This window comes from Geodermatophilus sp. URMC 62 (assembly GCF_052931475.1).
Window position 1 is genome coordinate 4263367 of the sequence record NZ_JBRFHY010000001.1, and the last position, 11616, is coordinate 4274982.

Genomic DNA, 11616 nt, shown 5'->3' on the forward strand with positions numbered 1-11616 from the left:
GGTGTCGGTACGCCTAGGAGCCTGCTGAATAAGGGGGCAGGGCGCCTCGCGGCAGTCTCGCTGCAGTGGGTGTCAGCACCCGGGGGTGCGACGGAGGTCGCCCTGCCCGCTGTTCACCGTGGCGCCGGTGATGAGGTGGGTCAAGGGGCCAGTGCCCAGTGGCCGTTGATGTCGGTGAGTCCGAGGGCGAGCAGTCGGCGGAGGTTGAGGGCTGCGGCGCGCAGATGCAGCCAGGCGTCGTTGTTGGCCACTCCGCGGTAGGGCACTCGCCGGTTGCCGCGGGTCAGCCAGGCGATGCTGCGCTCGATCATCGGCCGGTGCCGGCGGTAGTCGGCCTGGAAGCCGGGGTCAGCGGCTCGGGCGCGGTGCGCGCGTTGGAGGGCGTCATGCTCGCTGAGGACCACGGTGCGCCCGCGTGGGCTGGTGGTGCAGCGAGCGCGCTGGCCGCAGTCGGCGCACCGGTCGCCGAAGTGGGCGCTGCGCTTGACCGGGGCGAGGGCCACGGTGTGTCCGGCGGGGCAGGTGAGCGTGTCGGCGGCGGTGTCGACGAGGAAGTCAGCGGTGCTGAATCCGCCGGCGATCAGCGTGCGAACCGGCCAGGGCTTGATCACTGCGGTGTGCCCGGCGGCGGCCAGCCCGGCAAGCATCGCCCCTGTGCCGTAGGCCGAGTCGGCCAGCACCTCGACCGGCTCTGCGATCGTCGGGTCAGCGGTGAGCAGCTCCAAACCGACGGCCCCGTCCCCGGTCGTCGCGCCGCTGGCCTTGGTGAGCGCGCAGTTGGTGATCAGGCCGGTGTCTGGTTCAGCCACCAGGTGAGCCTTGCACCCGTCGATGCGCCGTTCCACGGTCTTGTGGGCGTGCCGGGCGTCGGGGTCCACGACTGAGATCACCCGGTCGGCGACCACCCGGTGGGCGATGCGCCACCGCCCGTCGGTGCCGTCGCTGTCCTCGGCCGGCTCGACGTCTTGCCCGGCGACCAGCGCCAACAGCGCCACCGCTTCGGCGGCGGGCGGCCCCAGCTGCTGGTCGGGCAGATGCCCCAGCAGCCGGTGCGCGTCACCGACCAGGGCGTCGACCAGCGCCGCACGAGCCTGCGCGTCGTCCCAGGCGATCGCCGGCTTTCCCGGGTCGTCGTAGTCGTGCCCGGTGCACTGCGCGGCGATCACCTCCGCCGCGCCGGGCACCTCCCGGCGGACCCGGCGGATCGCCGCGATCAACTGGGTCACGGTGTCCTGCGTGGCGACCGCATCCTCCAGCACCGTGGAGTCCAGCGCCCGCCGCATTTTTCCTGCCAGAGCACCGGTGGCCGCGATGACCTCGCGCACCGCATCGAAGACCCGGTTCGGCCGGGACGAACGGGCCGGCCGCCGCCGCCAGTAGGTCAACACCGTCGGGTGGAACCCAGCCGCCGCGATCGGCCACCCGGTCGCGGCCTTCCACCGCAGATCGAACGTCAGCGCCTCGGCCGCCTCCCGATCCGAGAGCCCCTGCAGCGCCTGCAGCACCAGCACCGTCGCCACCACGTCCGCCGGCACGCTCGGCCGGCCCAGCGGCGAGGGAAACAGGTCGGCGAACATCGCATCGGGAAACAGCGCCCGGCGACGCTCGGCCAAGAACGCGAACACACTGCCCGAGGGCAATAGGTGACCCGACACCGACTCGGCATCCATCACCACATGCTCAGGGTGGGAAGTCCCCTGCACGACCCCGATCGTCCCGCCGCGCCGACCCGGCTAAAAGGCCCTGCTTGTTCAGCAGGCTCCTAGGCGCGTTATGTGGGTTGCCCGCGGCAACTGATGGCTTGACATGAGGGCGCCTCTGCGGAACGTGGCGGTTGTCGAAGACCCCTCGTCCGCAGAGGCGCCTCTCATGCTGCCCACCGAGAACCTCCTCGTCCACGTCTACGTGCTCGTCGACGACGCCATCGCCGCCGCAGAAGTGACCATTCCGGTGCGGCCGGGTCCGGCGCCGGCCTGCAGCGACGCCGAACTGCTCACCATCGCGCTGGTGCGCCATCTGCTGGGCCGGCGCAGCGAAGCCGGGTTCCTCGCCGAGGTCGCCCGCGACTTCGCGCACCTGTTTCCCCGGCTGCCCCACCAGTCGGAGGCCAACCGGCGCATCCGCTGGCTGTGGGCGGCCTTCGAGCAGCTGCGCGCCGCGCTGGTGGCCCGGTGCCCGCTCGATGACTGCGCCCAGATCGACACCAGCGCGCTGCCGGTCAAGCACCCTTCCCGGGTCCGCGGCCCCGATGGCTGGGTCGGCCCGCACGAGCTGGTCGCCGGCTTCGGCCGCGACGGCGCGCACGGAGAGTGGTTCTACGGCTTCCGGCTGGCCGTCCGCACCGATCTGGGATCGCGGCTGGTGCGCGCCTGGAGCATCGTGCCCGCCGCGGTCAACGAACGCGACGTCGCGACCGATCTGCTCGCCGCCGGGCCAGCACCGCGTGACCTGCTGGTCGACAAGGGCTTCACCGGTCGGGCCTTCACCGCCGCCTGCGCCGCCCGCGGCACCGCCGTGCTCACCCCGCCCACCAAGGCCCAGCGCCCGAACATGCCCAGCGCCCTGCGCCAGGTGATCGCCCGCTGGCGCAACCACATCGAGGTCACCTTCGGCGAGCTCACCGACCGGATGGAGCTGGCCCGCCACGGCGCCCACACCTTCTGGGGCCTGCTGACCCGCACCGCCGCCACCATCGCCGCGCACACCCTGCTACGCGTTCATTCCACCGACCTCAGGCTGGCGTAACCCAACCCACATAACGCGCCCTAGGCCCTGTTTGAGAAGTCGCTCGGGGGCCGGGGGCGGCGTGTCGGTGCCGGAGAAAAGGCGAGGTCTCCGGTAGAGGGATCAACGACCAAGAAGACCCTCACCACGGAGACCTCGTGGACGGCACCCTACCCGCCGGTGCCCGCCATGACCTGACCGACGAGCAGTGGGCGATCCTCGCCGCGCTGCTGGAGTCGCTGCTCCCGGTCGGCAGGAAGCCCGGCAGACCCCGGAAATGGACCCTGCGCCAGCTCGTCGACGGCATCCGCTTCCGCACCCGGACCGGCTGTCCCTGGCGGGACGTGCCCGAGCGCTACGGCACCTGGCAGAGCATCTACGGCCTGTTCCGCGCCTGGCAGCTGGCCGGCCGATGGCCCGCGATCCTCACCGGACTACGGGCGCTGGGCGAGGAGGCCGGAGGAATCGAGTGGGTGGTGTCGGTGGACTCCACGGTCAACCGGGCGCATCAGCACGCCGCCGGCGCCCGCCGCCATCCCGAAGCCCAACGCACTCCGCCGGCCGGGGAGCCGCCCGATCACACGCTGGGCCGCTCCCGCGGTGGCTTGTCGACGAAGGTGCACCTGGCCGTCGAGGCCGGCCGCAAGACGCTGGCCACCGCGCTCACCCCCGGGCAGGCGGCCGACAGCCCGCAGTTCACCACCGTGCTCGAGCGGATCCGGGTGCCACACCGCACCGGTCCGGGTCGCCCGCGCACCCGACCGGATCGGGTGCTGGCCGACAAGGCCTACTCCAGCCGGGCCAACCGCGCCTATCTGCGCCGCCGCGGCATCCCGGCGACCATCCCGGTCAAGGCCGACCAGCAGGCCAACCGGCGCAAGAAGGGCTCCGTCGGCGGTCGACCGCCGACGTTCGACCCGGCCCGCTACCGGCAGCGGCATGCCGTCGAATGCGGCATCAACCTGCACAAACAGCACCGCGGCTTCGCCACCCGCTACGACAAGCTCGCCGTCCGCTACGAGGCCACCGTCCAGATCAGCGACATCGACATCTGGCTGCGCGACCTTTCAAACAGGGCCTAGTTGTACTCGGCCATCAGGTTGGTGCCAGGCGGCTGATCGGTGGGAGCCCGCCGAGTGCTGAGTGGCGGCGGTGAGTGTTGTAGTGCTTCAGCCACGGAGCAAGAGCGGCGGCGCGCTGGGCGTTGCTGGTGAAGGCCTGCCGGTAGGCCCACTCGGTGGCCAGGGTGCGGTTGAGGCGTTCGACCTTGCCGTTCTGCCAGGGGCAGTAGGGCTTGATGAACTTCTGCCGGGCGCCGAGTGCGGTGATGACCTCGCGCAGGGACCACTTGTAGGCCCAGGCGTTGTCGGTCATCACCCGCTCGATCCGGTCGATGCCGTGGCCGGCGAAGTAGGCCGCCGCGCGGGTCAGGAACGCCGCGCAGGTGGCGCCCTTCTCGTCGGGGAGGATCTCGGCGTAGGCCAGCCGGGAGTGGTCATCGAGGAGGGAGTGCACGTAGTCGAAGCCGGTCGGCACCGACTTGTGGCGGTGGTCGGCGGTGGCCGCCCGGCCGTGGGCACGCCAGCCGCCGTCGGGGATGCGGGCCAGCTTCTTGACGTCCATGTGCACCCGCTCGCCGGGCGCCGACCGCTCGTAGCGCACCGCGGTGGCCTTGGAGGCGCGGATGACGTGACCGGTCATCGGGTCCAGCGCGGCCAGCCGCGGCAGCCCGCGGCGGACCAGGACCCGGGAGACGGTGCGCGCCGGCACCCCGAGTTCGGCACCGATCCACGCCGGCCCGCGCCGCTCCCGTTCACGCAGCTCGACGATCCGGTCCTCCACCTCGGCAGCCGTGCGCCGCGGGCTGCTGTGCGGGCGGGAGGACCGGTCGACCAACCCGGCCTCGCCTTCTTCGGCGTAGCGGGTGAGCCAGGTCCGCACGCACTTCCGCGAGATCCCCATCGCCGCCGCGATGTGCGCCTTCTTCCAGCCGTTGCGCCACCGCTCGACGATCAGCAGCCGGCCATGCACGGTGGTGCGGGCATTAGCGTGGGACACGAGAACCTCCGAGCAGGGACTGGGCCTTCGACAAGCCACACCCCACTCGGAGGTTCTCCTTCCTTCAAGCCCAGTCCGCCGTCACCAACGTCCTGGCTGGGTACACCTAGTCGGTACCGGCGGGACATGGCTAGAGTGCGCGCCGGGACCACTCGTCGTCCGCTCGTCGGAGCCCCGAGCACAGCGGCCAGGAGCGGTTCTCACCGAGCGGTAGCCCGCGGCGGGACGACGCGGCGGCGGGACGAGGACCAACGGCTCACGGGGGGGGCGAGCGTGGACATCTCCGCGATGCGGGCGAACTTCGCCAAGGCCGCGGCCGCCGGGGACGAGGCGCCGCTGTGGTTCTACTCGCACCTTTTCATCGCCCACCCCGAGACGCGGCAGATGTTCCCGGTCTCGATGGCACACCAGCGCGACCGGCTGTTCGCCGCCCTCGGTGAGGTGGTGGCACGGGTCGACGACCTAGACTCCCTCGTGCCGATCCTGCAGGAGCTGGGCCGCGACCACCGCAAGTTCGGGACGGTGGCCGAGCACTACCCGGCGGTGGGAGCGAGCCTGCTGGCCACCCTGAAGCACTTCGATGACGAGTGGAACGACGCGCTGGCCGCAGACTGGACGGCGGCCTACGAACTGGTTGCCTCGGTGATGGTCCAGGCCGCCGAGGAGATGGCCGACCAGCCGCCCTGGTGGGACGCCGAGGTCGTCGCGCACGAGCGGCGCAGCGTCGACACCGCCGTCCTGCGCCTGCGACCCAAGGTCCCGTTGTCCCACCGCCCGGGAGCGTCGATCTCGCTGGAGACGGAGCGGCGGCCGCGGCTGTGGCGCTACTACTCGCCGGCCAACGCCGAACGGCCCGACGGTGAGCTCGAGATCCACGCCCGGGCGCAGCCCGGCGGGCCTGTCAGCACCGCGCTGGTGCGGCAGGTCGACGTCGGGGACATGCTGCGCCTCGGACCCCCGGTGGACTCCTTGCGCTTCGACCCCGACTCCGACCGCGACCTGCTCCTGGTGGCGGGCGGGACGGGACTGGCGCCGCTCAAGGCGATCGTCGACCACGTCGCCCGCAACGGCCCGCCACGGCGGGTGGACCTCTTCGTCGGCGCCCGGCTCGAGGAGGACCTCTACGACCGGGCAGACCTCGCGCGGCTGGAGCAGGACCACCCGTGGCTCACCGTCACCCTCGCCGTCTCCGAGGACGGGGACTCGGGGCTGGCGCACGGAGACGTCGGCGACGTGGTCGCACGCTCCGGGCCGTGGGCGAGCCGGGAGGCCTACGTCGCCGGTCCTCCGGCGATGGTCGACGACACCGTCGGGCGCCTGCTCGAGCACGGTCTGCCCCGCAACCGCATCCGCTCCGAGGTGTTCAGTCCCAGCCGCCCGGGGCCCGATGTCGAGGGAAAGGTGACCTCATGATCACGACCACCGAGTCCACCGCGTGGAGCGGTGGCCGGCGGCTGACCCCGGCGGACGTCCGCGACGTGCGGTTCAGCCGGTCCTCCGTCTTCCGCCACGGGTACGACGACACCGAGGTCGACCGCTTCCTCGACCGCGTCGGGGAGGAGCTGGACAAGCTGCACGCAGAAAAGGCCGAGCTGCGCGATCGGGTGCACGCCCTGCAGGCCCGGGTCGACGGCGAGTCCCGTCCAGAGGCGCCCTCGGCGCAGGCCGTGGGCATCCTCGCGGCCGCGCAGCAGACCGCCGACCAGTACGTGGCCGAGGCCGAGGCCCTCAGCCGGGTGATGACCACCGAAGCCCGCGAGCACTACGAGGAGCAGGTGCGGCAGGCCCGCGAGAAGGTCGGCGCGATGATCCAGGGGGCTCAGGAGGCGGCCGCGCGCATCTCGGTCCAGGGCGCCGCCCACAGCGCGGCCGGGGACTCCCGGACCGCTGCAGAGCTGCAGGAGCAGGTGGTCTACCTACAGGCGTTCAGCCAGGCGTGCCGCGTCCAGCTGCGGTCCTACCTCGAGGCTCTGCTTGACGACGTCGAGCGTCAGTGGGGTGCCGCGCACCCGGCCAGCGTGCCCGGCGGGCCGGCCGGCACTCCGGGCCGCCTCCTGCAACAGGGATCGCAGCCAGGTGAAACACCGTCTGCGGCCGCGCCGTCACCTCCTGGGACGCCTCCCGTCGCGCCGGCTCGCCCGGCGGAGCCGAGGACGGTGGAAGCCGCCGCGGTGCTGCTCAGCAAAGACTCGCTGCGCCAGAACGGCCGCACCAGCGGCGCCGAGGGGTCCGTGCACACTACGCAGTGAGCGCGGACCCGGTCGCCCCGCACCGCGGGTCCGTTCGCCGCGTGCCTCCCGGTCACCGCAGTGGCCGGCTGAAGGGACTAGACGGACGCCGCTCCTCCCACGCCTCGTCCGGACGACGACCGGGCCGACGTCGCGGGCAGCACCGCCCGCAGCGACGATCGGCTCGAGCGGGTGCTCACCGCGAGGTGCGGGGTGCTCGGTGGCCGTGGGTGTCGACGGCGACGTGGTCGCGGCGGCCGCCGTACGGCCCTGTGGAAGTCCCTCGCCGGCCGGGGTCAGCCCTGTGCGGAGAGGCGGTCCCGGCGCGGCCGGTAGGGCAGGCCGGGGTTGAAGACCTCGAGCGTGTAGGCGTCGAGGCGGCGCAGCCAGGTGCGGGTGCGGGTGGTGGTACGGGAGGTCATGTCGTCTCCTCGGGTGTGCGGTCGTGAGGGGACGTCGTCGTCCGTCGGCTGCTGTGCAGCCTCTTCCCACGGTAACCAGGCCCGTGGCGCCGGGGTGGAGTGTGGGTGAACGCGTCGTGAACGAGGCCCGTGATGCTCAGCACGGGCCCGGCGCGGCAGCGGCGAGCGCCTGCGCGACCGGGACGGAACGGCGCAGGAGCACCGGCCGCCCGGCGCGGTACCCGGCCGCCAGGTGCTCGACCAGCAGCTCGACCACCGGCGGGGACAGCGAGGTCACCGAGCGGGCGTCGATGACTTCGACCCGCGCCGGCTCGCGGCCGTAGCGGCGGTGGAAGGAGGCGACGGCGGCGTCGTCGACCGCACCGGCCAGGCACAGCACGCCGCCACCGGCGGTGTTGAGCAGGCGGACGACACCCCGCGCCGCCCGCAGGCCGTCGCTGGGGGAGGTCACCGTCCCAGTGTCACCCGCCGGGCCCGGCCCGGCGCCCCGGCAGGATGGCGCCCATGGACACCGGGCACGTCTACGTCCCGCGGCTGCTCACCGACGACGCGATGGCCGAGCTGGCCGCCCTCGACCGCCCGCTGCGGGTCGGCCGGGAGGAGCCGCCGGGCCGCGAGGAGCTGCTCGAGGGCGTCGCGGGCGCGGCCGCCGTCGTCTGCACGCTGACCGAGCGGGTCGACGCTGCGGTCCTCGACGCGGCCGGGGCGCAGCTGCTGGTGGTGGCCAACACCGCCGTGGGCTTCGACAACGTCGACGTCGACGCGGCCCGCGCGCGCGGCGTCGTCGTCACCAACACCCCGGGGGTGCTGGACCGGGCCACCGCCGACCTCACGATGGGGCTCGTGCTCGCCGCGGCGCGGCGGATCGCCGAGGGCGACCGGTTCCTGCGCCGGGGGACGCCGTGGGTCTGGGGCCCGCGGATGATGGTCGGGCTCGACCTCTCGGCCGGTGCGACGCTCGGCATCGTCGGCTTCGGCCGCATCGGTCGGGCCGTCGCCCGCCGGGCACGGGCCTTCGACCTGCGGGTGGTGGCCACGCCGACCCGCGCCGAGCTGGACGACGACGAGCGCGCGGCCACGGAGTTCGTCGAGCTGCCCGAGCTGCTGCGGCGCAGCGACGTCGTCTCGCTGCACTGCCCGCTCACGCCGGAGACCCGGCACCTCGTCGGCACCGACACGCTGGCCCTGATGCAGCCGCACGCGCTCCTGGTGAACACCGCGCGCGGCGGCGTCGTCGACACCGGCGCGCTGGTGACCGCGCTGCGGGAGGGGCGCATCGGCGGGGCTGCGCTCGACGTCTTCGAGGACGAGCCGGCCGTCGACCCGCGGCTGCTCGAGCTCGAGCAGGTCGTGCTGACGCCGCACCTGGGCAGCGCGGCGTCGGTCACCCGCAGCCAGATGTGCCGGCTGGCGGTGGCCAACGCGGCCGCGGTGCTGGCTGGCCGCCCGCCGCTGACGCCGGTCAGGTGAGCGGCTGGACCGTCGCCAGGACGACGGGGGCGGCCTGCCCGGCCCAGGTGCCGGTGAGCACGGCGCCGGCCGCCTCGGCGGCGGGGTCGAGCACCCGGTGCACGAGCAGGGTCAGCGGCCCGGTGCGGACGGTGGTCGCGTTGCCGGAGTCGCTGACGGACAGGCCGTCGAGCGGGCCGAGGTGCAGGCCCGGCGCGCCGCTGCCGACGACGGCGGCGTCGGTGGCCCGCGGGGCGAACCCGTCGTCGGTCACCACCTGCTCCTCGGCGCCGGTGCCGCCCTCGACGACGGCGCGCAGGTACGCCGCGACGGCGACGGGGTCACCGCAGGCGTCGTAGACCCAGCGCCGGCCGAGCACCGAGTGCTGCAGCGTGCCGACGAGGTGCGCCTCCTGGCCGGGTGCGGGGGCGCCGCGGTAGGTGAGCGGGACGTGCAGCAGCCGGCCGTCGGCGCCGCGGACCAGGTGGGCCTCGATGCCGACCTCGCCGTCCGGGTCGTCGAACCGGTAGGCCGCCACCCGCTGCAGGTCGGCCCCGGCGCCGCGCCCCCACGGCCGGCTGCCCACCCAGCCGCTCACCAGCTCGATCTTGGAGGGGGACAGCTCGGCGCGGTGGATGACAGCCATGCGCCGACGCTAGAGGCCCGGCGTCCACCCGGCCCGGCGTCCGTGCGGCCGCCGTCGCCCGTGCCGGGGAGTGCCCTCCCGGGGGCTCGTCGGCGGGAGGATCCCCGCATGGAGTTCGAGTCGGGGCTCGCACCGGACATGACGCCGCAGCTGGACGAGTTCGTCATGGCCCGCATCGCCGAGGACAAGCGGATCGCCGCCCGGGCCGCCGACGAGCACGGCCTCGGCGCGGCGCGCGCCGGGGACCTCGCGGACCGGGCGCCGTCGCGGTCGGGGTCCGGTCCGGCCGCCGCGACCGCCCTGCACTCCGCGGCCGCCGAGCACGTCGCCCGCTTCGGCCCGGCGCGGGTGCTCGACGAGTGCGCCGCCAAGCGGTGGATGGTGCAGGCATGCCGCGACGTGCGGCCGGACACCGCCTTCCTCGGTGCCCGTCCGGGCGGGCTGCCCGACTTCCCGCTCACCCCGACCGACGTCCACCAGCTTGCCGCGCTGACCCTCGCCCTGCTGGCCCTGCCCTATGCCGGCCACCCCGACTACCGGGAGGAGTGGCGCCCCTGACCGGTGCCGCCGGACGAGCCGACGACCGCGCTCGCTCGGGTCGGCTGCGGTCCGGCGGCGCCCACCGGGGTAGACGTCTGAGACATCTGTTGCGGCGCTGTTCCGAGACCCGCATGCTGAGGCCGGGCGGGGCCCCGGGGACGACCCCGGGTGCGCCCCGCCCGCCAGCTTCTCTGCGCAGATCTCTCTGCACAGTGTGGTTGAGGCCACTCCCAGCGGGCACTCAGGGACCAACCGGCCCCGGCGTGGCCGTGAAATCCCCGCGCCGGGGCCGTGATACCGACGACGGCCGCTATGACCTGGCCTGGTCTCCGGCCAGCGCCGCGCGCACGCCGGCGGCCACGCTCCCGCGCACCGGCAGCCGGGGGAGCAGCAGCGCCTGGGCCACGTGGTAGGCGTCGGGCTTGCCCGACCAGGTCGTCGTCCCCACCTGCCCCTCGGGGGTCAGCTCGTGGTGCCAGCTGCCGGTGGCGTCGTCGCGGAAGAGCGTGGCGTGCTCGTCCCAGCGGCGGAGGTCGGCGTCGTACCGCGGGTCGCCGGTGACCCGCGCGAGGACGGCGGCCGCGCCCACCGCCTCGGCGAGCACCCAGTGCATGCGGGCGGCGACGACGGGGCGGTCGGACCAGTCGAGGGTGTAGACGAACCCGTCGTGCCCGTCGGCCCGCCACCCCCGGTCGACCGCGGCGGCGTAGAGGGCCGCGGCGTCCGCGAGGAGCCACTCGGGAGCCGCCGGTCCGAGCGCGGCGCGGGTGTGCAGCGCCAGCCGGGACCATTCCAGCTGGTGGCCCACCGTGACGCCGTAGGGCCGGAACGGGTCGGAGGGGCAGTCTGCGTTGTACTCGGGCAGCACGGTCCACGCGGCGTCGAAGTGCTCGGGGAGCCGCCAGTCGCGCGAGCGGGCCTCGCCGTGCACGACCCGCTCGACCACCCGCAGGGCGCGGCGCCGCAGCTCGTCGGCCCGGGACGCGTCGTCCAGCGCGTCCTCCAGCGCGTCGGCCGCGGACAGCGCCGCCTCGACGCCGTGCATGTTCGCGTTGACGCCGCGGTAGTCGGCGCACGTCGTCCAGGCGGCGTCCCACTCCTCGACGGCCATCCCGGCGGCGTCGTCCCAAAAGTGCTCGTCCCACACGGACAGGGCCTCGGCCAGCAGGGCCGCGCCGCCCGGCACGCCGGCGGCCGCCGCGCTCGCCCCGGCGAGGACGACGAAGGCGTGCACGTAGGCGGCCTTGGTGTCGTCGCCGTCGGGGGAGGCCGGCCAGCCGCCGTGCGCGTCGTCGCGGAACGGTCCGGTGAGCGCGGCGACCCCGTGCGCGGCCAGGTCGGCGGCGCCCGGCCGGCCCAGCAGCACCGCCAGCGAGAAGACGTGCGTCATCCGCGCCGTCACGTAGGTCTCGCGGGGCTTCGTGGGGTCGAGCGACCCGTCGGCGGCCAGGTAGCCGAAGCCGCCGTCGTCCCGGCGGGCGCCCGCGGCGAAGGCGAGCAGCCGATCGAGCTCGCCGGTGAGCAGCGGGGGAGGGGAGGAGGACACGGC

General features: G+C 74.1%; 12 protein-coding genes. 6 read left to right on the forward strand and 6 right to left on the reverse strand.

Annotated elements, in window-relative coordinates; translation table 11 throughout:
- Positions 1 to 140 precede the first annotated feature (140 nt).
- Complete coding sequence (locus ACU616_RS20705) at positions 141 to 1703, reverse strand: IS1182 family transposase (protein WP_446760299.1); 1563 nt, start codon at positions 1701 to 1703, stop codon at positions 141 to 143.
- Positions 1704 to 1869: 166 nt separating this feature from the next.
- Between ACU616_RS20705 and ACU616_RS20710 the strand changes: the two genes are divergently transcribed.
- Together ACU616_RS20710 and ACU616_RS20715 are read left to right on the forward strand one after the other, a co-directional pair.
- Positions 1870 to 2745 (forward strand): transposase, encoded by an 876-nt coding sequence (locus ACU616_RS20710; RefSeq protein ID WP_446757353.1) that lies wholly within the window; start codon positions 1870 to 1872, stop codon positions 2743 to 2745.
- A 137-nt stretch (positions 2746 to 2882) separates the two neighbouring features.
- Entirely contained in the window at positions 2883 to 3806 is a 924-nt protein-coding gene (locus ACU616_RS20715; RefSeq protein WP_446759551.1) for an IS5 family transposase, read from the forward strand.
- A 13-nt stretch (positions 3807 to 3819) separates the two neighbouring features.
- On the opposite strand, the gene ACU616_RS20720 is transcribed toward ACU616_RS20715, so the two are convergent.
- Positions 3820 to 4782 carry an IS481 family transposase gene (locus ACU616_RS20720; RefSeq protein WP_446760300.1) on the reverse strand — a complete coding sequence of 321 codons (963 nt, stop codon included), beginning with the start codon at positions 4780 to 4782 and terminating at the stop codon, positions 3820 to 3822.
- A 273-nt stretch (positions 4783 to 5055) separates the two neighbouring features.
- On the opposite strand from ACU616_RS20720, the gene ACU616_RS20725 reads away from it, so the two are divergent.
- Positions 5056 to 6195 carry a globin domain-containing protein gene (locus tag ACU616_RS20725; protein WP_446760301.1) on the forward strand — a complete coding sequence of 380 codons (1140 nt, stop codon included), beginning with the start codon at positions 5056 to 5058 and terminating at the stop codon, positions 6193 to 6195.
- Positions 6192 to 7031: a DivIVA domain-containing protein gene (locus ACU616_RS20730; protein ID WP_446760302.1), complete on the forward strand. Its 840-nt coding sequence runs from the start codon at positions 6192 to 6194 to the stop codon at positions 7029 to 7031. The genes ACU616_RS20725 and ACU616_RS20730 overlap by 4 nt, the downstream gene beginning before the upstream one ends.
- Before the next feature lie 275 nt (positions 7032 to 7306).
- Here the strand turns inward: ACU616_RS20730 and ACU616_RS20735 are convergent, their stop codons facing one another.
- Entirely contained in the window at positions 7307 to 7432 is a 126-nt protein-coding gene (locus tag ACU616_RS20735) for a hypothetical protein (protein ID WP_446760303.1), read from the reverse strand.
- Positions 7433 to 7568: 136 nt separating this feature from the next.
- Positions 7569 to 7883, reverse strand: a complete 315-nt coding sequence (locus ACU616_RS20740) for a hypothetical protein (RefSeq protein ID WP_446760304.1) — start codon at positions 7881 to 7883, stop codon at positions 7569 to 7571.
- Between the two features lie 53 nt (positions 7884 to 7936).
- Between ACU616_RS20740 and ACU616_RS20745 the strand changes: the two genes are divergently transcribed.
- On the forward strand, positions 7937 to 8902 hold the full coding sequence (locus tag ACU616_RS20745) for a 2-hydroxyacid dehydrogenase (RefSeq protein WP_446760305.1): 966 nt from the start codon (positions 7937 to 7939) through the stop codon (positions 8900 to 8902).
- Here ACU616_RS20745 and ACU616_RS20750 read toward each other — a convergent pair.
- A complete protein-coding gene (locus tag ACU616_RS20750) occupies positions 8895 to 9527 on the reverse strand; it encodes a CG0192-related protein (RefSeq protein ID WP_446760306.1) in 633 nt (210 codons plus the stop codon). The two genes, ACU616_RS20745 and ACU616_RS20750, sit on opposite strands and share 8 nt — an antisense overlap.
- Before the next feature lie 108 nt (positions 9528 to 9635).
- Between ACU616_RS20750 and ACU616_RS20755 the strand changes: the two genes are divergently transcribed.
- On the forward strand, positions 9636 to 10085 hold the full coding sequence (locus tag ACU616_RS20755; RefSeq protein WP_446760307.1) for a DUF6221 family protein: 450 nt from the start codon (positions 9636 to 9638) through the stop codon (positions 10083 to 10085).
- Between the two features lie 292 nt (positions 10086 to 10377).
- Here the strand turns inward: ACU616_RS20755 and ACU616_RS20760 are convergent, their stop codons facing one another.
- The gene (locus ACU616_RS20760; RefSeq protein WP_446760308.1) at positions 10378 to 11613 is read right to left on the reverse strand and encodes an AGE family epimerase/isomerase; all 1236 of its coding nucleotides are present in this window, start codon (positions 11611 to 11613) and stop codon (positions 10378 to 10380) included.
- Positions 11614 to 11616 lie beyond the last annotated feature (3 nt).

Bases quoted from the DNA above. Each gene is read 5' to 3' on its own strand.
- ACU616_RS20710 (WP_446757353.1), top strand. From the start codon at position 1,870: ATGCTGCCCACCGAGAACCTCCTCGTCCACGTCTACGTGCTCGTCGAC.
- ACU616_RS20735 (WP_446760303.1), bottom strand. From the start codon at position 7,432: ATGACCTCCCGTACCACCACCCGCACCCGCACCTGGCTGCGCCGCCTC.
- ACU616_RS20730 (WP_446760302.1), top strand. From the start codon at position 6,192: ATGATCACGACCACCGAGTCCACCGCGTGGAGCGGTGGCCGGCGGCTG.
- ACU616_RS20755 (WP_446760307.1), top strand. From the start codon at position 9,636: ATGGAGTTCGAGTCGGGGCTCGCACCGGACATGACGCCGCAGCTGGAC.
- ACU616_RS20750 (WP_446760306.1), bottom strand. From the start codon at position 9,527: ATGGCTGTCATCCACCGCGCCGAGCTGTCCCCCTCCAAGATCGAGCTG.
- ACU616_RS20745 (WP_446760305.1), top strand. From the start codon at position 7,937: ATGGACACCGGGCACGTCTACGTCCCGCGGCTGCTCACCGACGACGCG.